Source organism: Amantichitinum ursilacus (genome assembly GCF_001294205.1).
Lineage (GTDB): Bacteria > Pseudomonadota > Gammaproteobacteria > Burkholderiales > Chitinibacteraceae > Amantichitinum > Amantichitinum ursilacus.
In genome coordinates this window covers 78,186-103,134 of sequence record NZ_LAQT01000006.1, presented here as the reverse complement: position 1 = coordinate 103,134, position 24,949 = coordinate 78,186, and the positions used below count along the sequence as shown (strand labels likewise).

The 24,949-nt window shown below is 60.3% G+C and carries 27 protein-coding genes; 16 read left to right on the top strand and 11 right to left on the bottom strand.

Annotation, left to right across the window (positions count from 1 at the left end):
- Positions 1-51 precede the first annotated feature (51 nt).
- The 5 genes from aceF (at position 52) to pncB (ending at position 6,643) form a co-directional block, all read left to right on the top strand.
- Positions 52-1,737, top strand: coding sequence for a dihydrolipoyllysine-residue acetyltransferase (gene aceF / locus WG78_RS08500; RefSeq protein WP_053937375.1), 1,686 nt, complete (start codon positions 52-54; stop codon positions 1,735-1,737).
- A 96-nt stretch (positions 1,738-1,833) separates the two neighbouring features.
- Positions 1,834-3,606 (top strand): dihydrolipoyl dehydrogenase, encoded by a 1,773-nt coding sequence (gene lpdA, locus WG78_RS08495; protein WP_053937374.1) that lies wholly within the window; start codon positions 1,834-1,836, stop codon positions 3,604-3,606.
- 219 nt (positions 3,607-3,825) lie between these two features.
- Positions 3,826-4,122 carry a fimbrial protein gene (locus WG78_RS08490; protein ID WP_152969126.1) on the top strand — a complete coding sequence of 99 codons (297 nt, stop codon included), beginning with the start codon at positions 3,826-3,828 and terminating at the stop codon, positions 4,120-4,122.
- 62 nt (positions 4,123-4,184) lie between these two features.
- The gene (locus tag WG78_RS08485) at positions 4,185-5,342 is read left to right on the top strand and encodes a methionine aminotransferase (RefSeq protein ID WP_053937372.1); all 1,158 of its coding nucleotides are present in this window, start codon (positions 4,185-4,187) and stop codon (positions 5,340-5,342) included.
- A gap of 74 nt (positions 5,343-5,416) precedes the next feature.
- Positions 5,417-6,643 (top strand): nicotinate phosphoribosyltransferase, encoded by a 1,227-nt coding sequence (gene pncB, locus WG78_RS08480; RefSeq protein WP_053937371.1) that lies wholly within the window; start codon positions 5,417-5,419, stop codon positions 6,641-6,643.
- A gap of 28 nt (positions 6,644-6,671) precedes the next feature.
- Here the strand turns inward: pncB and WG78_RS08475 are convergent, their stop codons facing one another.
- The 4 genes from WG78_RS08475 to WG78_RS08460 are packed head-to-tail and all read right to left on the bottom strand — an operon-like array spanning position 6,672 to position 9,754.
- Positions 6,672-7,016: a hypothetical protein gene (locus WG78_RS08475; protein ID WP_053937370.1), complete on the bottom strand. Its 345-nt coding sequence runs from the start codon at positions 7,014-7,016 to the stop codon at positions 6,672-6,674.
- Between the two features lie 6 nt (positions 7,017-7,022).
- Positions 7,023-7,361 carry a metal-sensitive transcriptional regulator gene (locus WG78_RS08470; RefSeq protein ID WP_053937369.1) on the bottom strand — a complete coding sequence of 113 codons (339 nt, stop codon included), beginning with the start codon at positions 7,359-7,361 and terminating at the stop codon, positions 7,023-7,025.
- On the bottom strand, positions 7,348-7,554 hold the full coding sequence (locus WG78_RS08465; RefSeq protein WP_053937368.1) for a heavy-metal-associated domain-containing protein: 207 nt from the start codon (positions 7,552-7,554) through the stop codon (positions 7,348-7,350). Before WG78_RS08465 ends, WG78_RS08470 begins: the two co-directional genes overlap by 14 nt.
- Positions 7,535-9,754: a heavy metal translocating P-type ATPase gene (locus tag WG78_RS08460; protein WP_053937367.1), complete on the bottom strand. Its 2,220-nt coding sequence runs from the start codon at positions 9,752-9,754 to the stop codon at positions 7,535-7,537. The genes WG78_RS08465 and WG78_RS08460 overlap by 20 nt, the downstream gene beginning before the upstream one ends.
- Before the next feature lie 232 nt (positions 9,755-9,986).
- Here WG78_RS08460 and WG78_RS08455 point away from each other — a divergent pair, with 232 nt between their 5' ends.
- The 3 genes from WG78_RS08455 (at position 9,987) to ettA (ending at position 13,605) form a co-directional block, all read left to right on the top strand.
- Positions 9,987-11,480 (top strand): multicopper oxidase family protein, encoded by a 1,494-nt coding sequence (locus WG78_RS08455; RefSeq protein WP_201782399.1) that lies wholly within the window; start codon positions 9,987-9,989, stop codon positions 11,478-11,480.
- A gap of 123 nt (positions 11,481-11,603) precedes the next feature.
- Positions 11,604-11,780, top strand: a complete 177-nt coding sequence (locus WG78_RS22825) for a hypothetical protein (protein WP_169788463.1) — start codon at positions 11,604-11,606, stop codon at positions 11,778-11,780.
- A 157-nt stretch (positions 11,781-11,937) separates the two neighbouring features.
- Positions 11,938-13,605, top strand: a complete 1,668-nt coding sequence (gene ettA / locus WG78_RS08450; RefSeq protein WP_053937366.1) for an energy-dependent translational throttle protein EttA — start codon at positions 11,938-11,940, stop codon at positions 13,603-13,605.
- A gap of 113 nt (positions 13,606-13,718) precedes the next feature.
- On the opposite strand, the gene WG78_RS08445 is transcribed toward ettA, so the two are convergent.
- Both WG78_RS08445 and WG78_RS08440 read right to left on the bottom strand, forming a co-directional pair.
- The gene (locus tag WG78_RS08445) at positions 13,719-13,922 is read right to left on the bottom strand and encodes a hypothetical protein (RefSeq protein WP_053937406.1); all 204 of its coding nucleotides are present in this window, start codon (positions 13,920-13,922) and stop codon (positions 13,719-13,721) included.
- 17 nt (positions 13,923-13,939) lie between these two features.
- Positions 13,940-14,341 carry a YkgJ family cysteine cluster protein gene (locus tag WG78_RS08440; protein WP_053937405.1) on the bottom strand — a complete coding sequence of 134 codons (402 nt, stop codon included), beginning with the start codon at positions 14,339-14,341 and terminating at the stop codon, positions 13,940-13,942.
- 144 nt (positions 14,342-14,485) lie between these two features.
- Here WG78_RS08440 and WG78_RS08435 point away from each other — a divergent pair, with 144 nt between their 5' ends.
- The gene (locus tag WG78_RS08435) at positions 14,486-15,421 is read left to right on the top strand and encodes a pseudouridine synthase (RefSeq protein WP_053937365.1); all 936 of its coding nucleotides are present in this window, start codon (positions 14,486-14,488) and stop codon (positions 15,419-15,421) included.
- Positions 15,422-15,465: 44 nt separating this feature from the next.
- Here WG78_RS08435 and WG78_RS08430 read toward each other — a convergent pair whose 3' ends face one another.
- The gene (locus WG78_RS08430) at positions 15,466-15,858 is read right to left on the bottom strand and encodes a helix-turn-helix domain-containing protein (RefSeq protein WP_053937364.1); all 393 of its coding nucleotides are present in this window, start codon (positions 15,856-15,858) and stop codon (positions 15,466-15,468) included.
- 287 nt (positions 15,859-16,145) lie between these two features.
- Between WG78_RS08430 and cysK the strand changes: the two genes are divergently transcribed.
- A complete protein-coding gene (cysK, locus tag WG78_RS08425) occupies positions 16,146-17,078 on the top strand; it encodes a cysteine synthase A (protein WP_053937363.1) in 933 nt (310 codons plus the stop codon).
- 89 nt (positions 17,079-17,167) lie between these two features.
- Here the strand turns inward: cysK and WG78_RS22060 are convergent, their stop codons facing one another.
- Positions 17,168-17,374 (bottom strand): glycine zipper 2TM domain-containing protein, encoded by a 207-nt coding sequence (locus tag WG78_RS22060; RefSeq protein WP_083458871.1) that lies wholly within the window; start codon positions 17,372-17,374, stop codon positions 17,168-17,170.
- Between the two features lie 250 nt (positions 17,375-17,624).
- Between WG78_RS22060 and WG78_RS08420 the strand changes: the two genes are divergently transcribed.
- Positions 17,625-18,296: a peptidoglycan DD-metalloendopeptidase family protein gene (locus WG78_RS08420; protein ID WP_236692006.1), complete on the top strand. Its 672-nt coding sequence runs from the start codon at positions 17,625-17,627 to the stop codon at positions 18,294-18,296.
- A gap of 31 nt (positions 18,297-18,327) precedes the next feature.
- On the opposite strand, the gene WG78_RS08415 is transcribed toward WG78_RS08420, so the two are convergent.
- From WG78_RS08415 to moaA, 3 genes are all read right to left on the bottom strand, one after another.
- A complete protein-coding gene (locus tag WG78_RS08415) occupies positions 18,328-19,644 on the bottom strand; it encodes an NCS2 family permease (protein ID WP_053937362.1) in 1,317 nt (438 codons plus the stop codon).
- A 100-nt stretch (positions 19,645-19,744) separates the two neighbouring features.
- Positions 19,745-20,251 carry a molybdopterin-guanine dinucleotide biosynthesis protein B gene (gene mobB / locus WG78_RS08410; RefSeq protein WP_053937361.1) on the bottom strand — a complete coding sequence of 169 codons (507 nt, stop codon included), beginning with the start codon at positions 20,249-20,251 and terminating at the stop codon, positions 19,745-19,747.
- Positions 20,252-21,259, bottom strand: a complete 1,008-nt coding sequence (moaA, locus tag WG78_RS08405; protein WP_053937360.1) for a GTP 3',8-cyclase MoaA — start codon at positions 21,257-21,259, stop codon at positions 20,252-20,254.
- A 196-nt stretch (positions 21,260-21,455) separates the two neighbouring features.
- Between moaA and WG78_RS08400 the strand changes: the two genes are divergently transcribed.
- The 5 genes from WG78_RS08400 to WG78_RS08380 all read left to right on the top strand — a co-directional run bounded on the left by WG78_RS08400 (position 21,456) and on the right by WG78_RS08380 (position 24,938).
- Positions 21,456-22,073 carry a putative pterin-binding protein gene (locus tag WG78_RS08400; RefSeq protein ID WP_053937359.1) on the top strand — a complete coding sequence of 206 codons (618 nt, stop codon included), beginning with the start codon at positions 21,456-21,458 and terminating at the stop codon, positions 22,071-22,073.
- 82 nt (positions 22,074-22,155) lie between these two features.
- A complete protein-coding gene (locus WG78_RS08395; RefSeq protein ID WP_053937358.1) occupies positions 22,156-22,395 on the top strand; it encodes a hypothetical protein in 240 nt (79 codons plus the stop codon).
- Positions 22,365-23,108 carry a metal ABC transporter ATP-binding protein gene (locus WG78_RS08390; RefSeq protein ID WP_236692005.1) on the top strand — a complete coding sequence of 248 codons (744 nt, stop codon included), beginning with the start codon at positions 22,365-22,367 and terminating at the stop codon, positions 23,106-23,108. The genes WG78_RS08395 and WG78_RS08390 overlap by 31 nt, the downstream gene beginning before the upstream one ends.
- Positions 23,105-23,974: a metal ABC transporter permease gene (locus tag WG78_RS08385; RefSeq protein WP_053937356.1), complete on the top strand. Its 870-nt coding sequence runs from the start codon at positions 23,105-23,107 to the stop codon at positions 23,972-23,974. Before WG78_RS08390 ends, WG78_RS08385 begins: the two co-directional genes overlap by 4 nt.
- An 82-nt stretch (positions 23,975-24,056) precedes the next feature.
- Positions 24,057-24,938, top strand: a complete 882-nt coding sequence (locus WG78_RS08380) for a metal ABC transporter substrate-binding protein (RefSeq protein WP_053937355.1) — start codon at positions 24,057-24,059, stop codon at positions 24,936-24,938.
- The last annotated feature ends 11 nt before the right edge of the window (positions 24,939-24,949 follow it).

The following is a 24,949-nucleotide window of genomic DNA, read 5'->3' as shown; positions in this document are numbered from 1 at the left end:
CGGGGCCCTGCCTACATCGGCCCTGCTGCTCACCCAAGACAGGTACAACCCATGAGCAATGTTATTGAACTGAAGATTCCCGATATCGGCGGCCACGACGGCGTGGATGTCATCGAAGTCATGGTTAAAGCGGGCGACGTGATCGAAGTCGAGCAATCGCTGATTACGCTCGAAACCGACAAGGCCACGATGGAAGTGCCGGCAACGGCTGCGGGTACGGTTAAGGAAGTCAAGGTCAAGGCGGGCGACAAAGTGTCGGAAGGCGATGTGGTGGTGTTGCTGGAAGTGGCCGATGCGGCTGCGGCACCCGCACCGGCCGCTGCGCCGGTTCCGGCTCCGACGCCTGCCGCCGCTGCACCCGCGCCAGCCCCTGCCGCGGCGGCCCCTGCGCCCGCTGCGGCCCCGGCAGTTGCCGCGGCCGCCAGTGGTCCGATCGAAGTGCGCGTCCCCGACATCGGTAACTTCGATGCTGTCGAAATTATCGAAGTTAGCGTCAAGGTCGGCGATACGGTGGCGGTGGATGATTCGCTGCTCACGCTCGAATCCGACAAAGCCAGCATGGAAGTGCCCTCGCCCGCCGCTGGCGTGGTGGAGAGCATTGCCGTCAAGGTCGGCGAAAAGATTGGTGAAGGCGCGTTGATCCTGACGCTGAAAGGCGCCGCTGGCGCGGCTGCACCGGCCCCCGCCGCTGCGGCGCCCGCTGCGGCCGCACCCGCGCCGGTTGCTGCACCAGCTCCAGCCCCGGCTCCTGCTCCCGCAGCTCCGGCTCAAGCCGCCGCCCCGGCTGCTGCCAGCACCAGCTACAACGAAGAAGGCTTCAAGCGCGCCCACGCCAGCCCTTCGGTGCGCCACTTTGCACGTGAACTGGGCGTGGATCTGTCGCGCGTCACCGGCACCGGTCCCAAGGGCCGCATTCTGCACGAAGACGTACGCGGCTTTATCAAGACCGCCCTGTCCGCTGCAGCGGCGGCACCGACTGCAGCTCCGGCGGGTACCGGTGTTGGCCTGGATCTGCTGCCGTGGCCCAAGGTCGACTTTGCCAAGTTTGGCCCGGTCGAAGCCAAGCCGCTCAGCCGCATCCAGAAGATTTCCGGCGCCAATCTGTCGCGCAACTGGGTGATGATTCCGCACGTCACGTTCAACGACGAAGCCGATATCACCGAGCTGGAAGAATTCCGCAAGTCGATCGGCAAAGAGTGGGAAAAGAGCGGTCTCAAGCTCAGCCCGCTGGCGTTCATCATCAAGGCCGCCGCCGAAACGCTGAAGGCATTCCCCAACTTTAATTCCAGTCTGGATGGCGACAACCTGGTGCTCAAAAAGTACTACCACATCGGTTTTGCCGCCGATACGCCGAATGGCCTGGTGGTGCCGGTGATCAAGGATGCCGACAAGAAGGGCCTGAAAGAGATCGCCAAAGAGCTGACCGAACTGTCGGGTCTGGCGCGTGAAGGCAAGCTCAAGCCCACCGACATGCAGGGCGCGACGTTTACCATTTCCAGCCTGGGCGGCATAGGCGGCACCAGCTTTACGCCGATCATCAATGCGCCTGAAGTGGCGATCCTGGGCGTGTGCAAGAGCCAGATCAAACCGGTCTGGAACGGCAGCGCATTCGAGCCGCGCCTGCTGTGCCCGCTGTCGTTGTCGTTTGATCACCGCGTGATTGATGGCGCGGCGGCAGCACGCTTTACCGTGCATCTGGCCCGCCTGCTGGCCGATCTGCGTCGTCTGATTCTGTGAGGCGCGTGACGGGCGCCACCGCGCCCGTCCGTGCTGGTCTGCGCGGCCCGTTATCCGGCGTCGCGCGCCCACCCTCCCTCGCACAAAGGTAATGCCATGAGCAATGTAGACATTAAAGTGCCCGACATTGGCGGACACGAAAACGTCGAAATCATCGAAGTGATGGTCAAGCCCGGTGACGTGATTGAAAAAGAACAATCGCTGATCACGCTGGAAACCGACAAAGCCACGATGGAAGTCCCGTCCACGCACGCAGGCACCGTGGTGTCGGTGGCCGTTAAAGTGGGCGACAAGATTTCCGAAGGCGGTCTGGTAATTACGCTGGAAGAAGCCGCAGCCAGCGCCGGTACGCCGGTCGCCGCGCCTGCGCCGGCCACAGCCGTGCCGTCGCCACAACAAGCTTCCAGCGCCTCGCAACCCGCCGCTGCGCCGCTAGCGCCGGTCATTTCGGGCGATGTGGTGGAATGTGATGTGCTGGTTCTGGGCGCGGGCCCTGGTGGCTACACCGCCGCCTTCCGCGCGGCCGATCTGGGCAAGAAAGTGGTGCTGGTCGAGCGCTATGCCACGCTGGGCGGCGTGTGTCTGAACGTGGGTTGCATCCCTTCCAAGGCGCTGCTGCATGTGGCCAAGGTGCTGACCGACGCCGAAGAAATGCGCTCGCACGGCATCGACTTTGGCGCGCCCAAAATCGATATCGACAAGCTGCGCGGCTTTAAAGACGGCGTAGTCACGCGTCTGACCAAGGGCCTGAGCGGTCTGGCCAAGCAACGTAAAGTAACCGTGCTGACCGGCAACGGCCAGTTTAGCGGCCCGTACACGCTGAATGTGACGGCGGAAGATGGCTCGGTTAAAACCGTGCGCTTTGCCAATGCCATCATCGCCGCCGGTTCCACCGCCTTCAAGATTCCGGGTTATCCCTACGATGATCCTCGCGTCATTACCTCCACCGGTGCGCTCAAGCTCGAAGGCATTCCCAAGCGCATGCTGGTGGTGGGCGGCGGCATTATCGGTCTGGAAATGGCCTGCGTGTATGGCGCGCTGGGTACCGAAATCAGCGTGGTGGAACTGGGCGATGGCCTGATTCCCGGCGCGGATCGCGATATCGTCAAAGTGCTGCAGGACCGCATCAACGGCCGTTACAAGATCATGGTCAAGACCAAGGTCAGCAAGGTGGAAGCGCTGCCGGGAGGCCTGCGTTGCACCTTTGAAGGCGATTGGGCCCCGGCCGAGCCGCAGGTGTACGACAAGGTGCTGGTGGCCGTTGGCCGTCGTCCTAACGGCGGTTTGATTGGCGCCGAGTTTGCCGGCGTCAAGGTGGATGAGCGCGGCTTTATCAGCGTGGATAACCAGTGCCGCACCAACGTGCCGCACATCTTTGCCATCGGCGATATCGTCGGCAACCCGATGCTGGCGCACAAAGCCACGCACGAAGCCAAATGCGCGGCCGAAGTCATCTCGGGCATGAAGAGCTATCTGGATTACCGCGCGATTCCGTCGATTGCGTATACCGATCCGGAAGTGGCTTGGATGGGCCTGACTGAAACCGAAGCCAAGGCCAAGAACATTCCGTACGAGAAAGCCGTGTTCCCGTGGGCCGCCAGCGGCCGCGCGCTGGGCAATGGCCGCGACGACGGTCTGACCAAGATCCTGATCGAACCGGAAACCCACCGCATCCTGGGCGCCGCCATTGTGGGCGTCAACGCCGGTGAGTTGCTGGGCGAAGCGGTGCTGGCCTATGAAATGGGCGCGGATATCAACGACATCGTCGGCACGGTGCACGCGCACCCGACCTTGTCCGAGACCGTGTACATGGCGGCCGAGATTGCGCATGGCTCGATCACCGACTTGTATATTCCGCGTAAAAAATAATGCATCCAGGCTTCGGCTTGTGCAGAACCAACCCGGCTTCGGCCGGGTTTTTTATTGCCTGAACCTCAGCGCGCGGGCGGCTTTTAAAGACCCGATATTTATATGGAATATGCCAAATGCATTAATTCGCGTATAAACAACATCATTGCCGGGTCTGTTATTAAGATCAATCCGAATCTCGTTATGCTGCGGATTGTCCCCTTCACCAAGGTTTTAGCCATGCACCGCCTGATCGCCGTACTCGCCCTGACTACCCTGACCGCCCCCGTCTGGGCCGCACCTGCCACGTTGGGTGGCGGCACCATCCATTTTGTGGGCCGCATCGTGGAAGATGCTTGCGTCGCCAGCCCGGCCACCGACGGCAGCGCCCAAGCGCAACTCAGCGGCTGTAAAGCCGAAGTGGCCGCACGCACCCGCATCAGCGTGCAGCCGGTGGTCAAGCCCGTGGTCCAGCAAGTGACCACCACGCCGACCGCCGACCACAAGGCGGCCATCGTCACCATCGAATACTTGTAACCCCACCCGCCCAGAGCCCCCGGTATTCGGGCTTTTATCACTCTCTTGAATTTAACCAGCCCATGAATCTGCGTTCGCGATTACCCGATGTCGGTACCACCATTTTCAGTGTGATGAGCCAATTGGCGCTGGACCACGGCGCGATCAATCTGTCGCAAGGTTTTCCAGACTTTGCGCTGGACCCGGCACTACTGGAACACGTTAACGACGCCATGCGCCAAGGCCACAACCAGTACGCCCCGATGCCGGGTTTGCTGGCCTTGCGTGAAGCCATCGCGGGCAAACTGGCGCTGGGCCAACAAGTGACAGTCGACCCGGTCAGCGAGATCACGATTACCGCTGGCGCCACCCAGGCGCTGTTTACCGCGCTGGCGGTAGGCTTGCACGCGGGCGACCAGGCATTGGTGCTTGATCCGTCTTATGACAGCTACGCGCCCGCCATCACTGCACTGGGCGCGGAGCCAGTACGCATCAAACTGGCGCCGCCGACATTCGCGCTGGACTGGCAACAGATTGAAGACGCCATTACGCCGCGCACGCGCGTCATCATCATCAACAACCCCGGCAATCCGTCCACGCGGGTGTGGTCGCGCGTGGATCGCGCCGCGTTGGCGCAACTGGCCGAGCGCTATGATCTGTTGGTGATTGCCGATGAGGTGTACGAGCATCTGGTGTACGACGGCGCGCAGCATTCAAGCGTGCTGGCCGAACCGGCATTACGCGCGCGCAGCATTGCGGTGTATTCGTTTGGCAAAACCTTTCACGCCACCGGCTGGAAGATTGGCTATATGGTTGCGCCGCCCGCCATCACCGCCGAATTGCGCAAACTGCATCAGTTTCTGGTGTTCTCCGTGCATACCCCGGCGCAGTTTGGCCTCGCCGCGCATTTGCACGATGCCAGCCATTGGCAAAACCTGGCGGCTGAATACCAGGCGCGGCGCGATCATCTGGCCACCGGTCTCAGCGCCGCGGGCTTTGATCTGCTGCCATGCGCGGGCACGTATTTTCAGCTGGCCAGCTATACGCGCATCCGGCCCGATCTGGACGAGCTGGCCTTTGCAAAATGGCTGACCACCGAATTTGGCGTGGCCAGCATTCCGCTCAGTCCGTTTTATGGCGACGGCGCCAACCACCAATTGGTGCGCTTTTGTTTTGCCAAGCGCCCCGAAACGCTGGACGCCGCCATTGCCCGGCTGGCCCCACTCGCTCAGGCACGCTAACACTGCGGTTTCCGCCAGTTGCCGGGCGCGCGTTGGCCCGGCAGACTGGCGTTTATCCGACCCGGAGTACCCGCATGAGCGCGCCCGCATTCCAGCCCGTTATCACATCGCTGCTGGATACCGATCTGTACAAGTTCACGATGATGCAAGAGATCCTGCATCACCATCCCGAGACCAGCGCCGAATATGTGTTCAAGTGCCGCAATGTGCCCGAACTGCCGTTGTCCGCGCTGAAAGAAGAAGTGGAACGCCAGCTGGACCACCTGTGTACGCTGCGCTTTAACGACACCGAACTGGAATACCTGGCCAGCCTGCGCTTTATCAAATCCGACTTTGTCGATTTTCTGCGGCTGTTTCATCTGCATCGCCAGTTCATCCATGTCTCCATCCCCGAGAACAACCCCGATGGACTCGAAATCCGCGCCATCGGCCCGATGCTGCATGTGATGTTGTTTGAGATTTACGTGCTGTCCACGGTCAACGAGCTGTATTTCCGCCAGTTTCAGCAAGACACTGCCATCGCCGAGGGTCGTCGTCGCATCGCGGGCAAGCTGACGCAACTGGATGCGTTTGCGCAGGAACCGGCCTGCCGCTTTCCGTTTGTGATGTTCGATTTTGGTACGCGCCGCCGCTTCTCGCGCGCCTGGCATGAAGAGATCATCGCCGGGGCGGCGCGCAAGCCCAATTCGTTTATCAAAGGCACCAGCAACGTCGAGTTGGCGCGCATCTATAACCTGACGCCAATTGGCACCATGGCGCACGAATATCTGCAGGCGTTCCAGTCGTTTGGCTCGCGCTTGCGCGACTTTCAGAAAAACGCGCTGGAACATTGGGTGCGCGAATATCGCGGTGACCTCGGCATTGCGCTGACCGATATCGTTGGCATGGATGCGTTCTTACGCGATTTCGACCTGTATTTCTGCAAGCTGTTTGACGGGCTGCGCCACGACTCGGGCGACCCGTTTGTGTGGGGCGAAAAGGCCATCGCGCACTATCACAAAATGCGCATCGACCCGCTGACCAAGATGCTGGTGTTCAGCGACGGGCTGAATGTGGAAAAAGCGATCACGCTATACCGCCGCTTTGCGGATCGCGCCCGCACCGGCTTTGGCATCGGCACCAATCTCACCAACGATTGCGGTATTACGCCGTTGCAGATCGTGATGAAGATGACCCGGTGTAACGGCCAGTTTGTCGCCAAGGTCAGCGACAGCCCGGGCAAGGGTATGTGCGAAGACCAGAACTTCCTTAACTACCTGGGCGACGTGTTCCATATCGACAAAGCAATGCTCAACGCTTGAGTCGGCGGGGCCGTCGCGCCCCGCGGTTTCAGGCGCGCGGCGGCGTGTTACAGCAGGCCGCCGCTTTCAGCGTGGATTGCGCGGCCAGATTGCTATCCTGGTTGTCATACCAGCCCGCGCGCCAGCGGCTAAAGCCGGTGGCCTTGGCTTGCAGCCAGTTGAGCAAGCGGCTGTATTGCCAAACCCGCACGTCATACGTCACCGCCACCCGGCCGCCATGCACCGGTTCGATTTGCAGCACGCCTTCTTGCGTGCCCAGTTCATTCAGCCGCGTGCGTTGCTCATCCGATAACGCCCGCCCCAGCGCCAGCACGCGCCGCACTTGCCATAGTGGCGGACTGGTCGCGGGGTCGGTTTTTTTTACTCGCGCCATAGCGGCTTACCCTTTCAGTTTGCGCACCACATCAATCAATTCGGCGATAGCCTCTTCGCCCTCGCCCGCCGCGATCGCACGCGACACACAGCCGTGCGCATGGTCCTCCAGCAACTGCAATGCCACTGAATCGAGCGCGGCGCGGATCGCGGTGATCTGGGTGAGGATATCCACGCAATACCGATCCTGTTCAACCATGCGACCGACACCGCGCACTTGGCCCTCGATACGGTTGATCCGGCTTAACAAGCGCTTTTTCTCGGGTTGCACTACCACCCGCTCGGGATCGCCCGGCGCCATATCGACCGGATCAGCGCAGTGCAGGCAGCCTTCAGACGACGTCATAACCGGCGTCCTCGATGGCCTGACGGAATTCGTCCGGCCCGGTGGCGGTGGCGTCGTAATCGACGGTGGCCTTGGCGGTTTGCTGCTCGACCACGGCGCTGTGTACGCCGGGGATGGCCGACAACACGGTGGTTAAAGTGCGCACGCAGCCGCCGCAGCTGATGCCGCCAATTTCAAGCGTGGTGGTTTGCATGATCTGTTGCTCCTTCGGGTTGAGTGATCGGTGCGAGCGCGGGCGCTTGCCAGCCTCGCAATGCATTGAGCAGCACCGACACCGAGCTCAGCGCCATCGCCGTGCCTGCCAGCGCGGGGCTAAGCAGCCCTATCGCGGCCAGCGGGATGCCCAACACATTGTAGATAAATGCGAAAAACAGGTTCTGCCGGATGCGGCGCAGCGTGGTGCGCGCCAGCGCCAGCGCTTGCGGCAAGATACGCAGATCGTTGCGCAGCAAGGTCACGTCTGCGGCCTCCACTGCCACATCGCTGCCGCTGCCCATGGCAAAGCTGACGTCAGCAGCGGCCAGTGCGGGCGCGTCATTGATGCCATCGCCAACCATGGCCACGCGGCGACCGGACGCGCGCAGTTGCGCGATCACACTGGATTTGCCGCCTGGCATGGCCTCGGCGTGGATTTCATCGATGCCAACCTGTTGCGCCACCCATTGCGCAGTGGCGCGCCGGTCGCCCGTTAACATCACTGGGCGGATGCCCATGGCACGCAAGGCGCTGATGGCGGCACGGGCATCGGGGCGGATCTGGTCGGCCAAAGCAAACGTCGCCAGCAACTGCCCATCACGGGCCAGGCCAATTACGGTTTCGTCTTGTTGGCCCGCCGCCAACGGGGTTGCGGGAGCCAGCCAATCTGGGCGGCCCACTTGCCAGCCACCATGGCCTTCGACCGCGCCGCTCACGCCCAGACCCGGTTCCACTTTGAACTGCGCCACCGGCAGCAAGGGCAACTGGCGTTGGGCAGCCGCTTCGATTAACGCATGCGCCAGCGGATGTTCACTGCCCGCTTCCAGGCTGGCGGCAATCTGCAGCAAATGCTCAAGCGTGTCGTTGCCTGCGATGACATCGATGCGGCGTAATGCCGGCCGGCCTGTGGTCAGCGTGCCGGTTTTATCCAGCACCAAGGTATCCAGCGCGGCGGCGTGTTCCAGTGCGCCGGCGTTGCGAAACAGCAAGCCCAGTTTTGCGCCACGCCCCACGCCCACCATCACCGCCGACGGCGTGGCCAGACCCAAGGCGCAGGGGCAGGCAATCACCAGCACCGACACCGCATGGATCATCGCGGGCACCGCCGCCCCCAACCACCACCAGCTCAGGGCAAACACGGCCAAGGCAATCGCCAGCACGCTGGGCACAAACACCGCCGAAATGCGGTCCGCCAATTGCTGAATCGGCGCGCGCGAACCTTGGGCTGCGCTGACCAGGCGGATGATCTGCGCTAGCTGCGTGCCCTGACCGGTCGCGCTGACCCGGCAACGTAACATGCCGTCCTGATTGCGCGTGGCGGCATAGACCGCGTCGTCGACGCCTTTGTGCACCGGCACGCTTTCGCCAGTCAGCATGCTTTCGTCCACGGCGGCCTGGCCCTCAATCACCACGGCATCGGCGGCAATCACTTCGCCGTGCCGCACGATCAACACATCACCTCGGCGCAAGCTGCTGATCTCGACTTCGCTGACCTGCCCCTCACGTTCGATGCGCGCCATTTTGGGCTGCAATTGCAGCAGGCGCGACATGGCTTGCGAAGCGCGTTGCTTGGCGCGCGCTTCCAGCCATTTGCCCAGGCACACCAGCGTGATGACGGTGGCACTGGCCTCAAAATAAACCGGCTGCGCTTCCGCCCCCGCCAATACCACCACCGCGCTGAACAGCCACGCCACGCTGGTGCCCAAAGCGATCAGCACATCCATATTGGCGCCACCGCCGCGCACGCTGTGCCACGCGCCGCGATAAAAGCGCAGGCCCGGCCCGAACTGCACCGCCGTCGCCAATATCAATTGCCAATAACGCGGCAACATCCAGCTGTGCGCGCTGCTCAGCATCGCCAGCATATCCAGCCACAACGGCGCGGTGAGCAACGCGGGCAGCAGCCACACCCAGGCACTGGCGCGATGGTCGCTGGGTGCGGGCGGCGTGGCATCGGCCAGCAATTGCGCCTGATAACCCGCCTTTTGCACGGTGGCAATCAATTGCTCGGGCGAATACTGGCCCGCGGGCAGTTCGATCTGCGCGACTTCGGTGGCCAGGTTTACCTGCGCCTGCACGCCAGGCAGACGATTCAGCACTTTCTCGATGCGCGCGGCGCAGGCGGCACATGTCATGCCTTCGATCGCGAAGGAACGCGTTTCGTTAGGGCCGGGCACGAGCGTGGTTTCGGCGGTCATCGAGCTGCTCCAGAAATACCTGCAGGGGGTATATTACGCCCCGGTATTGACCAGGATCAACCGCGCTAATGGTGTGGATTTGGGGCTTTACGATATACGGCAGGGGGGTATAGGCTTTGCCTCGAATTTTGTGGCTGGCGTTAGCAAACTGCGCGCGCAGCGCCAATACTGATGCCTGACAGGACGACGACACAGCATGGTGGCCCCCCAATGCGCCACCCGGAGAACGCGCATGAAACGTAGAGATTTTTTGTATTACGCCGGTGCTGGCCTGGCCTTGCTGACACTGCGCCAGGCCGCGACGGCCATGGAAATGGACCAGATGGCGGGCATGAATCACGCCGGTCATGGCAAATCGGCTAAGGCTGCGGGCAAGCCAGCCGGTGCCAAGGCGCTGACGTTGCCGACCGGCGCTGCGCTGCCGCCTTTGGTGCGGCTTAAAAACCAGAGCAAAAAACCCGGTCAGTTTGTCGCTACCTTGCGCGCTGCGCCCACCGTGGTTCAGATCAAACCGGGCGTGCGTACGCCGGTGTGGACCTATAACGGCAGCGTGCCGGGCCCGCTGATCGACGTGCACGAAGGCGATACCGTCACCATCAAACTGATCAACCAGTTGCAACAACCCACCACCATCCACTGGCACGGCCTGCCCGTGCCGCCCGAGCAGGATGGCAACCCCGGTAGCGAAATTGCGCCGGGCAAATCGCGCACCTATCGCTTTACCTTGCCAGTGGGTAGCGCGGGCACTTACTGGTTTCACCCGCATCCGCATGGCCATACCGCCGAGCAAGTGTTCCGCGGCCTGGCCGGGCTGTTTATCGTGCGCGCCAAGGCCGATCCGCTGGCGCATCTGCCCGAACGCCATCTGGTGTTTTCCGACCTCAAACTGCAAACCAATGGCCGCATCGCCGAAAACAGCATGGACGACTGGATGAATGGCCGCGAAGGTCAGTTCGTGCTGGTTAACGGCCATCTGCAACCCACGTTGCAAGTGCTGGGACGGCAGCGCTGGCGCATGTGGAATGCCTGCAGTGCACGCTATCTGCGGCTGAAATTGCCCGAGCAATCGATGATTCAAGTCGGCACCGATGGCGGTCTGCTGGGCGCGCCGCATCCGGTAACCGAATTACTGCTGGCCCCGGGTGAGCGCGCTGAGGTTTTGGTCTCTGGCGATGGCAATAGCGCTTTAATGGCGCTGTCTTATGATCGCGGCAAGATGGGTGATATGCCGCCCGAACACGATATACCGTTGCTACATGCGCATTTCCGGATCGGCGTGCCAGCCGAATTGCCGCAGCAACTGCGCACCATCGAGCCGCTGGGCACGCCGACGGCGCAAAAAGAACTGGTGTTCAGCGAGGACATGGACAACATGACCGATGACCCGGCTTCGATGAAGTTCATGATCAATGGCAAAGTGTTCGACATGAATCGTGTCGACCTGACCAGCAAAGTGGGCGAAGTCGAAGCGTGGACCTTGCGTAACGACAGCGATATGGACCACCCCTTTCATCTGCACGGCACGCAGTTCCAGGTGGCAGAGCGTCGTTACAAAGGGCAGACCACGCCGGAGAAATTATTAGCCTGGCGCGACACCGTTAATGTGCGGCCGCAAGAGAGCGTGATTATTCATGTGGCACAGCAACAGAAGGGTCGCCGCGTCTATCACTGCCACATCATCGAGCACGAAGACCTCGGCATGATGGGCCAGTTGGACGTCATCTAAAAAGCGCTTGTTTAATTACAAGTGGATACATGAGAATGGACGAACGTTACGGTGAACCGGCGCTCGCTTTCCTATGCTGGTTGCAACGTCAACGCATGTTGATAAACCCAGGAGAAAAAAACCATGAAAAAGCTGTTCGCTGCTGTGCTCGCTCTCTCGATTTTCGGTTCCGCTGGTCTGGCTTTCGCTGAAGAAGCTGCTGGCACTGCTGATGCTGATCCGGCTGCAAAAGCTTCGCAGCACGTGAAGCATCACAAAAAAGCCAAGAAAACCAAGGCTAGCGCCGCTTCCGCTGCTTGATCACGCGGTAGTGCGCTTGTACAAAACCGGCCTCAGGGCCGGTTTTTTATTGCCGGATTGATCCCGGATTGATCATTGAGCTACGCGAGCATTCGCTGCCGGGTACGTCCGCGTTTGCTACACTTGCGCCATTCTCAGCCACACACAAGACACTGCAATGGCCCAATACGTTATGTCGATGCTCCGTGTGAGCAAAATCGTTCCGCCTAAACGTCAGATCATCAAGGATATTTCGCTCAGCTTTTTTCCTGGCGCCAAGATTGGCCTGCTGGGTCTGAACGGCGCGGGCAAATCCACTGTGTTGCGCATCATGGCGGGCGCAGACAAGGAATTCGACGGCGAAGTGCAACATCTGGCTGGCGTCAAAATCGGCTATCTGCAGCAAGAGCCGCAGCTAGACGCCGCCAAAACCGTGCGCGAGGAAGTGGAAAGCGGCATGGGCGAAGTGATGGATGCGCAAAAGCGGCTGGAAGAAGTGTATGCCGCCTATGCCGAACCTGATGCCGACTTTGATGCGCTGGCCGAAGAACAAGGCCGGCTGGAAGCCATTATCTCGGCCGGTGCAGGCGACAATACCGCGCTGCAACTCGAACTGGCGGCCGACGCGCTGCGTCTGCCCCCGTGGGATGCGGTGATCGGGCATTTGTCCGGCGGTGAAAAGCGCCGCGTGGCGCTGTGCAAACTGCTGCTGTCCAAGCCCGACATGCTGTTGCTGGATGAGCCGACCAACCACCTGGACGCTGAATCGGTGGAATGGCTGGAGCAATTCCTGGTGCGCTTTCCGGGCACCGTAGTGGCCGTCACCCATGATCGCTACTTCCTTGATAACGCGGCCGAATGGATTCTGGAACTGGATCGCGGCCATGGCATTCCCTGGAAAGGCAATTACTCCAGCTGGCTGGAGCAAAAGGAAGCGCGCCTGAAGCAGGAAGAATCGACCGAATCGGCACGCCAGAAAGCGCTGAACAAAGAACTGGAATGGGTGCGCCAGAACCCGAAAGGCCGCCAGGCCAAATCGAAGGCGCGGATTGCGCGCTTTGAAGAACTGTCGAGCTTCGAGCATCAAAAGCGCAACGAAACCCAGGAAATCTTTATCCCTGTGGCCGAACGCCTGGGCGATAAGGTCATCGATTTCAATGGCGTCTCCAAAGCCTTTGGCGACCGGTTGCTGATCGATAATCTGAGCTTCTCGGTGCCAGCGGGCGCCATCGTCGGCATCATTGGCCCCAACGGCGCGGGTAAAACCACGCTGTTCAAGATGATCGCGGGCAAAGAACAGCCCGATAGCGGCACCATTGAAATCGGCCAGACGGTGCAGACCGCCTTTGTTGAGCAATCGCGCGACAGCTTGGAAGATGAAAAGACCGTGTTCGAAGACGTATCGGGCGGCCTGGACAACCTGCAGGTAGGCAAGTTTGAAATGTCCAGCCGCGCTTACCTCGGCCGCTTTAACTTCAAAGGCGGCGACCAGCAGAAGAAGGTCGGCATGCTGTCGGGCGGTGAACGTGGTCGTCTGCATCTGGCCAAAACGCTGCTGCAAGGCGGCAACGTGCTGTTCCTTGATGAGCCGTCCAACGATCTGGACGTGGAAACCCTGCGTGCGCTGGAAGACGCGTTGCTGGAGTTTGCCGGAACCGCGTTTGTAATCAGCCATGATCGCTGGTTCCTTGACCGGATCGCCACGCACATTCTGGCGGCCGAAGGTGACAGCCAGTGGACGTTCTTTGATGGCAACTATCAGGAATACGAAGCGGACAAGCGTTATCGTCTGGGCGAAGAAGGCGCCAAACCCAAGCGGATTCGCTACAAGCCGGTCACCCGCTGATCGTTGACGATTCTTGCCCTGCCGCTACAGCGGACTGGAACATCGTCTGCTACAGCCAGCAAAAAGCCGCCTTTGAAAGGCGGCTTTTTTTCGTCTGGCGCGGCGCGGGCGATTTATTTGAGGCGCGCCCAGGTGGCCAGCGCGGCCTTCTTGTTGGGCTCCGGGCTGCTGATGGCGCTGCAATTGCCGTCTTTGCCAAATTTGCTGCACTGAACCCAGACGCGGTTGGCGCCAGCCTTGCAGATCTTGCCGGGCGCACCGCAGCGCGGACAGGGAACAGGCAGTGCAACGGGTTGGGCAGCGGTTTGTTCAGCCATGGCGTTCAAATCTTCGATCAGGGTTTGTTGCGGTACGCGCAAAAGCCAGGGCGCGGGCCGATTTTGGGGTGGTTGCGACAGGTGTTGGGGCGCAAGTCATAGATGGTACAGCGGCGCGTTTCGGCGTGCAGATAGCGGCAATCGCCACTGGCGCGCTGCGCCAGCGTAAACACTTCATGCTTGAAATTGAAATGCTGGATGACGCCTGCCTTCTGCAAGCGCTTGGCGATTTGCTTGGCTTGCTCGTGCTCGGCCTCGAACGCGTCCACCTCGCCCATGCGGACCAGATCGGGCAGGCGTACTTCTACCGGCATCGTGCAACAGGACGCCTGGCAATCGATACACAGGCTGGCGCGATAGCGCGCCCAAGTATCCAGATTTTCCAGCGTCGAAAGGTGTATCAGTTTCTTGGTGATCATAAGCAAACAGTCCAGTGCGGCGCGCATTATCAGCGGCGCGCTGTGCTGCGCGCAATGCAGCTGTGCCGGACGGTAGCTGTCTGCGCCTCTGCGGGCCTGGACCCGCGCGCGCTACAATCACGCTTTTGCTTGCCGGATTGCCGTATGCATAACCGTTCGCCACTGCCACATCGCGATGGCGTCGCCCCCAGCTTTGTGGTGCTGCCCGAACAAGGCGACTGGCCGGATCTGTTGACCTTTTTGCTGCAGCGCTTTCCGTTCCTGCCCGCAGGCGTGCTGCAGCAGCGCCTGGCCAATGGCGAAATGGTGAACCAGCATGGCCAGGCGGTGCGCGGCGACATGCCCTACCCGCGCGGTGGTCGGCTCTGGTATTACCGCGACGTGCCGGACGAAATCAAAGTGCCGTTCGAGATCGACATCCTGCATCGCGATGACCGCCTGCTGGTAGTGGACAAGCCGCATTTTCTGGCCACCATCCCGTCCGGTCGGCAATTGCGTGAAACCGTGGTGGCGCGGCTGCGGCTACAGTTTGATCTGCCCGAGCTAACGCCCATCCACAGACTCGATCGCGAAACCGCAGGTGTGGTGATGTTCTGTCTGCACCCGCCCAGCCGCGGCGCCTATCAGGCGTTGTTTCAGGATCGGCTGGTTAAAAAAGAATACGAAGCCGTTGCGCCGTGGCGCGCGGATATCCAATTGCCGCAAATCCGGCATAGCCACATTGCTGCGGGTGCGACGTGGTTTACGATGCAGGAAATTGACGAAGCGCCCAATTCGCATACGCAAATTGAATTAATTCGCCAATTACCGTTTTCGCAGAAATCAGATCCGAATCCGCAACTCGCCCTGTATCGGTTAAAACCGCACACCGGACGCAAACATCAATTGCGCGTACATATGGCCGGGTTAGGCATTCCTATTATCAATGATCCGTGGTACCCGACACCCATGGGTGATAAGGCAGATGATTTTGGCTCGCCACTCCAATTGCTGGCGCGCTCTGTTGAGTTTATTGATCCGTTTAATGGGCAATTGCGACAATTTGGCAGTCGTCGCAATCTGATATTGACGCAAACGTGATAAATGCCCGGCCTTAGCCGGGCTATTGCTATACACGATATCGCTTAACCTTTGGCTGTGGTATCGGGCGGAAACCGCGTTACATGCACATTGTGCCGATGCGTAAAGGCCTGCAAAAAGTGCAGCAAGGCATGCCTGCGCACCCGGTTAAGATCTTGAAACGCATCAATTAACGCCTGTTCTTCGGGGTCCAGCGGCAAAGGCTCGCGCAGCGGAAAACCACCACCTTCGGCCGTGCCCATACCCGTTAATAGCCAGTCAGTAGACGCGCCCAGCAAGCTGGATATGCCCATTAGATTGGTCAGGGTGGGATCTGCCTCGTCCGATTCCCATGCGCTGACCGAGGGTTGGGTTACATGTAAACGATCAGCCAACCAGCCCTGGCTGCGTTTCCGGATTTTGCGCACCATGCTGATGCGGGAGCCTAAAGTATTCATGAGCAGGATATTAGCGGGTTTGTTGCATGCGGCAGAATTGTCTTTAAAGATACATAGCCATATAGCGCCTAACAATCCAGATAATCCATATATAGGAATTAACCGAATGATCCTGCATTAGAATAATTGCAATTGCCAGCGACTATCTTTGCCAATGCTGATGTAATAGACAATTAAATCGGTCACCCCCGAATGTAAATCAGAATAATCTCGGCAGATGCTGCACATGGCGCAAGGGGCGCGCTAGAATGGCCGCCTGACATCTCTTTAACGCAAGGAAGCAGACCATGAATATCGCCAATGATGTGACGGCTTTGATTGGTAACACCCCGCTGGTGCGACTGAACCGCCTGACGGCAGGCAGCGGCGCCACCGTGGTGGCCAAGCTGGAATACCTGAACCCCAGCCACAGCGTCAAAGACCGGATCGCCGTGGCGATGATGGATGCTGCCGAGCGCGATGGTCTGATTAATGCCGACACCACCATCGTCGAACCCACGTCGGGCAATACGGGCATCGGCCTGGCCATGGTGTGCGCGGCGCGCGGCTACAAGCTGATTCTGACCATGCCCGAGACCATGTCGCGGGAACGCCGCGCGTTGCTGCGCGGCTATGGCGCGCAACTGGTGCTGACGCCCGGACCTGAAGGCATGGGCGGCGCCATCAAACGCGCAGGTGAACTGGTGGCTGAAAACGCCAACCACTTTATGCCGCAACAATTTGAAAACCCGGCCAACCCGGAAATTCACCGCAAAACCACCGCTGAAGAATTGTGGCGTGATACCGATGGCCAGATTGATATCCTGATTGCCGGTGTAGGCACGGGGGGCACCATTACTGGCGTGAGCGAAGTATTGAAGGCACGCAAGCCGTCGTTTCAGGCGATTGCGGTGGAGCCCGACGCCAGCCCGGTATTGTCGGGTGGCGCCAAAGGCCCGCATCCGATCCAGGGTATTGGCGCTGGCTTTGTCCCCAAAGTGCTGGCCACGGACGCTTATAGCGAGGTAATCCGTGTGAAGAACGAAGACGCGTTCGCCACCGCGCGCGCGCTGGCTACCCAGGAAGGCATCATGGGGGGCATTTCTTCGGGTGCTGCGGTGTGGGCTGCATTACAGGTTGCGCAGCGTCCGGAGAATGCCGGCAAGCTGATTGCAGTGATTATCCCGTCATTTGGCGAGCGTTATCTGTCGACGCCGCTGTTCGCGGATCTGATCGATTAGGGTTTTTATCCCGCCAAGAGATGCGGGATCGGCAGTGCGGGTGGTCTTTGCTTAAGCCATCGCAAAAGCAAACCACCCGCTTCAACCACTTAATGTGCTTCGTGGCCGATCACGCCACCTACGGCCGCACCACCCACGGTGCCCACCGCCGAGCCATTGGTTAAAACAGAACCTGCGACCCCACCAACAGCCGCACCCACGGCTGTATGTTTAGTGGTGCTATCCATATCGGCGCATCCGCCCAAGGCGGCTGCCAGCGTTGCGATGATTGCTGCACTACGCAGAGTATTTGTCATGATGTGCTCCCGGTATTTGTGTTGGTTGGCGAGTTCTGGCGCAAAGCCATACCGATAAGACGACGCTGAGTAGGCCGGGTTGCGGCGCAAAGTCCGCATCTCGCGTGGGCAGGGCGCCCAAAAAAATGTCGGCGCTAGCCTGCGTCAGCCAGATGCCGCGGCAATAAAAACCACCTGGCCGACTGCCAGGAACGCCGCGCGCGCCTTACAATCGGCGCCAATCATCTATCAACACCCGACTCGAGCTATCGTGACGCGCCGCCTGCTTTCCACCCTTTGCATCCTGACGCTGCTTGCCGCGTGTTCCAGCAACCCGACTTCCGAGGCCACGCCTGCCGGTTACTACCGCGTGCAGAAAGGCGACACGCTGTATCGCATCGCTGTGAACAACGGCCAGAGCGTCAATAACCTGGTGCGCTGGAATAACCTGAAGGATGCAACCGCCATCGAGATCGGCCAGGTACTGCGCGTAACGCCCAGAGCCGGTGACCGGCCCGCGCCAACCACTACGCGCCGCCCGACCACGCCACCGGCCAGCGAAACCACTGCCCCCGCGGAAGTCGCGCCAAAAATCGGCCTGATCTGGCCTGCCAAAGGCCAGGTGCTTAAATCGGGCGATCGTAATAACGGCATTGATATCGCAGGCAATCGGGGCGACGCGGTGGTGGCCGCCGCCGCAGGCAAAGTGGTGTATGCCGGCGAAGGCATCCGCGGCTACGGCAAGCTGCTGGTGATCAAGCACAGCGAAGTGTATCTGACCGCATATGCACACAACGATGCGCTGGCGGTTAAAGAAGGCGATGAGGTGAAGCAGGGTCAGCGCATTGCCAGCATGGGGGATAGTGGCGCCGAGCGTGTGGCGCTGCATTTTGAATTGCGCTACAAGGGCAAGGCGATCGATCCGACCAGCGCCCTACCCTGATTTGCTTTGTATGGGCAGCGCGCACGCAGCTTCAGTGTGCATCCAGCCCGAATTTGATGATAAACAACAGCGCCACCACTACCACGCACCAGGGCAATTCGCGCCAACGTCCGGTGCCCAGCTTCATGACCGCATAGGCGATAAAGCCCGCCGCAATGCCTTCGGTAATCGAAAAGCAGAATGGCATCATCACGGCGGTTGCGAAGGCAGGCACGGCCTCGGTGAGATCATCCCAGCGCACTTTGGTCAGCTCGGACGTCATCAGCACGCCCACATAGATCAGTGCGCCTGCCGCCGCATAGGCAGGCACCATTTGCGCCAGCGGCGCAAAAAACACCGCCAGAATAAACAGCACGCCCACCGTTAGCGCGGTAAGCCCGGTACGACCGCCGACCGCCACGCCCGCCGAGCTTTCGATATAAGTGGAAATGGCCGACGTGCCCATAAACGCGCCAAGCACCGAAACACTGCTATCCACCAGCAAAGCTTGTTTCATGCGCGGAAAGCGGCCATTGGCATCGCTGAGCCCCGCGCGGCCGGTAACGCCAATCAAGGTGCCGGATGAATCAAACAGGCTGACCAGCAGGAACGCGAAAATCACACTGGCCAATGGCCATTGCAACGCGCCGCGCAAATCGAGTTGGCCCAGAATGGGCGCAAGGCTGGGCGGCGGCGACGCGAGTCCGACGTAATGCACATTCCCCAGCGCCAGCCCTAGCCCGGTGGTGACTGCCATGGCAATCAAAACGGAGGCGTGTATACCGCGCGCGGCCAGGATTGCGATCAGAAAAAAGCCGGTTGCGCCCAACAGACAAGGCAGGGAAGTCAGATCGCCTACCGTCACCATCGTGACCGGATTGGCCACCACGATGCCCGCATTGTGCAAGCCCATCAGCGCAATCATCAGCCCGATGCCCGCGCCGATGCCCACACGCAGACCATGTGGAATGCTGGCAATCAGCCAATAACGAACACGCAATACGGTCAGGACAAAAAAGCCGACTGCACCCCAGAAAATGGCCGCCATACCGGTTTGCCAGGTCAGATGCATGCCCCCGACCACCACAAATGCGAAAAACGCGTTCAGCCCCATGGCGGGCGCCAACGCGATGGGCAGATTGGCAAACAAGCCCATGGCGATACTGCCCACCGCTGCGATCAGGCAGGTGGCGACAAACACGGCTTGTTGGTCCATGCCCGCGTTGGCCAGAATCTGCGGATTAACAAAAATGATGTAGACCATGGTTAAAAACGTGGTCAAACCGGCCAGCAACTCGGTGCGTACCGTGGTGCCGTGGGCGCGCAACTGGAACAGGCGTTCCAGCATGGACGGGGGTATTTGGGACATGGATCACCAGAATCAGAACGAAAGGTAGGCAAGCGCGCGGCAAGCATAGCAAAACCCGCCCTGCCCGCGCCGCGTGCATAAATACCAATATGCGGACGTCTTACTGAGGATAGTCGACCGCGTGTTGCGCAATGAAATCGGCGATTTCGCTGATTTGCTCCAGACCGAATCGCGCAATGTCAGTGGCCACCGGCGGGGTGTCTTCGGTGACCAGCACAATAATGTCATCGAATTGCAGAAAGCGCGGTGGCTTGCCATTGGCTTCGCGCCACACTTCCAGCTTGGGAAACGCGCTTTTGCGAAACCCTTCCAGCAAGGTCAGATCGGCCGGTGCCAGCCGCGCCAATTGCTGCGCGATATCGGGTTCCGCTTCATCACGCAGCTCATGCACGATGGCGTAACGATACGGCGACACCACCATGACCTCGGCCGCGCCGGCAGCCCGAAAACGCGCGCTGTCTTTGTCGGGCGGTTCCAGCTGGATATCGTGGTGGGAGTGTTTGATGGCGTTAACGCGCAGGCCGCGGCGGGTAAATTCGGCAATCAGTTTTTCCAGCAACGTGGTCTTGCCGCTGCCCGACGTGCCCACCAGACCAAATACACGCATTCAACCGCCCGTTTGCGACATGAAACGAATGATCTTGCCCGGCGCCTCAAGAAACTCATGACGTTCCGGCTTCAGTTCAATGGCTTCGCGGATGGCCGCTTCCAGCTCGGCATCGCTGACGCCATCGCGTAACAACGGGCGGAATTCGTAGCGTTCTTCCTGGCCCAGACACATATATAAAGTGCCATCCACGGCAAGACGCACGCGGTTACAGGTGGCACAGAAATGCTGCGAAATCGGGGTGATAAAGCCAATCTGACCGCGACCGTCGGCGGTAGTCCAATACCGGGCGGGGCCGCCGCCCAGCTCGTGAGTTTCAGCACGCATGCCGTACCGCGCCACTAGACGATCGCGCACGGGGCCCAGATCCAGATATTGCGCATTGCGGCCAGTTGCGCCCATCGGCATGGCTTCGATCAGACGCAAGATAAAGCCGTGCTCCATGGCAAATTCGGCCATGCGTTCGATCTCGTGATCGTTAACGCCTTTCATGGCCACCATATTGAGCTTGATCGGCGCGAAGCCTTCATCGCGTGCGGCGTGGATGCCTGCCATCACCGCGTTGAAGGTATCGCGGCCGGTGATGTGCTTGTTACAGGCGCCGTCCAGCGTATCCAGGCTGATGTTGAGCCGGTCTACGCCTGCAGCGCGTAGCGCTTTGGCATGTTTGACCAACTGCGTGGCGTTGGTGGACAGCGACAGATCGCGCAGGCCCGGCAGCGCCTTCAACCGCGCCGCCAGATCCGAAATGCCCCGGCGCAGCAAGGGCTCGCCGCCGGTCAGGCGGATGCGGCCCACGCCCAAGCGGGCAAACGCCGCAACCAGGCGCTCGATCTCATCAAACGTCAGCCAGTCAGCAGGTTCTTCAAAACCTTTAAAGCCTGTGGGCATGCAATATGAACAGCGCAGATCACAACGATCCGTGACCGACAGCCGGACATAATCAACCGATCGACCAAAACGGTCGACCAAGGCGGGACGAAGGGTGGAAAGTGCCGGTGCGTTCATGATAGATGCCATTGTAGGCCGTTACAGCTTGATGCGGCAGAGGCGCTAGTTTTACAAATTCCTACAGTCGTCGGCTACAAGACAATTCCTGGTCGAGCGGCTTGAGCGGCCCCACCGAGGAAATTGATCATGGCCACCCATGCCGCAAGCGGCGAACGTCTGGCACACTGTGGCACTCGTTTTGACGGTAGATGCAATGAATAAACGTACGTTTCTGCTGCGCGGGGCCGCATTACTGGCCGCGGGACCTGTGACGGCGCTGGCCCAGAGCAAACCTCACAGCAAGCCGCGTAAGCCCGCGCCAGCCCCGGTGGCCGGCCCGGCATTGTTGACAGTAACCGGCGCAATCAGCCGCAGCAATCGCGGCGCCACCGATCCAGCGCTGGACCCGTTGTTTAACAAACTGGGCATCCACTTTGATAAAGCGTGGACCTTGTCATGGCCAGAACTGGCGGCGATGCCTTCCAATGAAATCCGCACCACGCTGGCATGGGACGGCAAAGTACACACGTTGCAAGGCCCGTATCTGGCGCAACTGCTGGCCACAGCCGGCGCAGCCACGCGAGATGGCACCAAGGTGCTGCTGCGCGGGCTGGATGGCACCAATGCCAGCATCAGCCTGGGCGACCTGCGCAAATATCGCTATATCGTGGCGACGCATATGGATGGTCAGCCGCTGGCATTGGGCGGACTGGGCCCGCTGTGGGCGGTGTATGCGGCTGACCAGTTTGCCGAGATCACGGCGCGGCCGCTGGCGGAGCGCTATTTAAACTGCCCTTACGCGCTGTTTCATATCGAAGTGCAAACCGGCTAAAGCGGCATCATCGCATTCCAGCTTGTCGGGCAACGGCTTGTTCGCCATAATGCAACACTGTTGCAAAATACTGAACCTGCCGATGTCCGTTCCTGCCCCACAGGCCCCTCACACGCATGAGCATGGCGCCGGCCATGATCATAGCCACAACCACAGCTACAGCCAGGCGGCCAGCCATGCGCATGCGCACCGTGCGCCCAAGGCACCCGGTCGGCCGCCGCTTGCGGCGCGGCTGTTTGCCGCCGGGGCCGCGCAACGCTTGCTGATTGCGATTGTGCCGTTGGCACTGGTTTGGCTATTCACGTGGTGGGCGCTGCAATGATCCGGCTGGATGACGTCACGGTTTGCTATCGCAAACACCCGGCGGTGCACCATCTGACCGGCACGTTTACCGCGGGTGGCCTGACCGCCGTGGTCGGGCCCAACGGTGCGGGCAAAACCACGCTGCTGAAAGCCATTACGCGCCAGCAAGCGCTGACCACCGGCACCATCCATGTCGATGGCGATATTGCCTATCTGCCGCAAATGGCCGAGCTGGATCGACAGTTTCCGTTAACCGTAAGCGAGCTGGTGTTGGCCGGCGCGTGGAAGCGGCGCGGTGGTTTGCGCGCGCTGGACGGCGAAGAAACCGATCGCGCTGACGAAGCGCTGGAACGTGTTGGCCTCAGCGGCTTTGGTCAACGCACCATCGCCACCTTGTCGGGCGGCCAATTGCAACGCGCGCGTTTTGCCCGACTGCTGGTGCAAGACACGCCCATCATCCTGCTGGATGAACCCTTTAATAACGTCGACACCCGCACGCGTGACACGCTGCTGGCCATCCTCGCGCACTGGCGTGCGCAGCAACGCACAGTGGCGGTGGTGGTACACGACATGGGCCTGGCTCACGAACATTTTCCCGAGACGCTATTGCTGGCGCACGAGGTAATCGCCTGGGGCGATACGGCCAGCACGCTGTCTGAAGACAACCTGCAACGCGCTCAACAAATGACCGAATACTGGCAAAACGATGCGCCTTGGTGTGCCCGCCCATGACCTTGCATGAGATGTTTCTGGCGCCTGTCACCGATTACGCCTTTATGCGCCGCGCTTTAGCCGGTTGTGTGGCTTTGGCCACCGGGTGCGCGCCCATGGGCGTGATGCTGGTATTGCGGCGTATGAGTTTGATGGGGGATGCGCTATCGCACGCCGTGCTACCGGGCGCGGCCATCGGCTTTATTTTTGGCGGCTTTGCGCTACCTTGGTTGGCTGGCGGCGGCATCGTCGCGGGCTTGCTGGTGGCATTGCTGGCGGGCCTGGCCAGCCGGTTTACCAGCCTGAACGAAGATGCCAGCTTTGCCGGCTTTTATCTGGTCTCGCTCGCCATTGGCGTGGTGCTGGTATCGCGTTACGGCAGCAACGTCGATCTGATCCATCTGCTGTTTGGCTCGGTGCTGGCCATCGATAATGCCGCGCTGTATATGCTGGCCACCATCGCCACGCTGACGCTGCTTTGGCTGGCCATCAATTACCGTGGCGTGATTCTTGAATGCGTTGATCCCGGCTATCTGGCCGTCACAGGCGGCCGCGGCAGCCGGTACCACTTGGGTTTGCTGGTGCTGACCGTGCTGAATCTGGTGGCCGGGTTTCAGGCCATGGGCACGCTGATGGCTGTGGGCATGATGATGCTGCCCGCCACGATCGCCCGCTTGTGGGCCGATACGTTGGCCGGTTTGCTGTGGTCCGCCTGGGTGGCGGGCCTGGTCGCCAGCGTGGTGGGTCTGCTGTTGTCATACCACCTGAATTTGCCGTCTGGCCCCGCCATCGTGCTGGTGGCGGGCGTGTTGTATCTGCTGTCGCTCTGGCTTGCGCCGCATGGCTGGCTGGGCCGCCGCGCCAGCAAAACCCACTTGCAACATTGATTGCGGGTTGGTGGCTGCGATAGCGACAACGCCGGGCGCATAACCCGATATTCCGGTTTCTCCACTCTCAGGAAGTCTTGCCATGCGTCGCTTTGTTGTCGCCTTCAGTTTATTGCTGGGCGCTATCGCCCTGCCCGCGCACGCCGCCTTACCGGTCGCTGCCAGTTTTAGCGTGCTGGGCGATCTGGTCAAACAGGTCGGCGGTGATCGCGTCGATGTGATGACGCTGGTAGGTCCGGACGAAGATGCCCATGTGTTTCAGCCGACGCCGGGCAATATCGCCAGCGTGGGACGTACCCGCCTGTTTTTCGTCAATGGTCTGGGGCTGGAAGGCTGGCTGACGCGCTTGCAGCAAGCCGCCAGCTATAAAGGCACGGTGGTCACCGTCAGCACCGGTGTCGCGCCGCTCACGATGAACGAAGAAGGCAAAACGATCACTGATCCGCATATCTGGCAAGACCCTGCGCAAGTCAAACTGATGGTCAACAACATCACCGCAGCGCTGGTCAAAGCCGACCCGGCAGGCGCCAGCGCCTATCAACAACGCGCCGATGCGTATCAAAAACAGCTGGACGAGCTGGCCAACTGGGCTAGCACGCAGTTCAATACGGTGCCGCAAAGTAAGCGTGTCATCCTGACTTCGCACGATGCGTTCGGCTATCTGGGCAAGCGCTTTGGCATCAAGATCTTGTCACCGCAAGGCGTATCCACCGACGCTGAACCCAGCGCCAAGGACGTGGGCAAGCTGATTGATCAAATCAAGAAAAGCGGCGTCCACGCGGTGTTTATGGAAAACATCAGCAATCCGAAAATGGTGCAGCAGATTGGCGCCGAAACCGGCAGCCCGCTGGGCGAACAACTGTATTCCGACGCGTTGTCGAAAGACCCGCGCGCCAATCACTATCTAACGATGTATCGCCACAATGTGACGTCATTGGTGGCAGGGATGAAACTGAATCGCTAATCGCGCCTGGA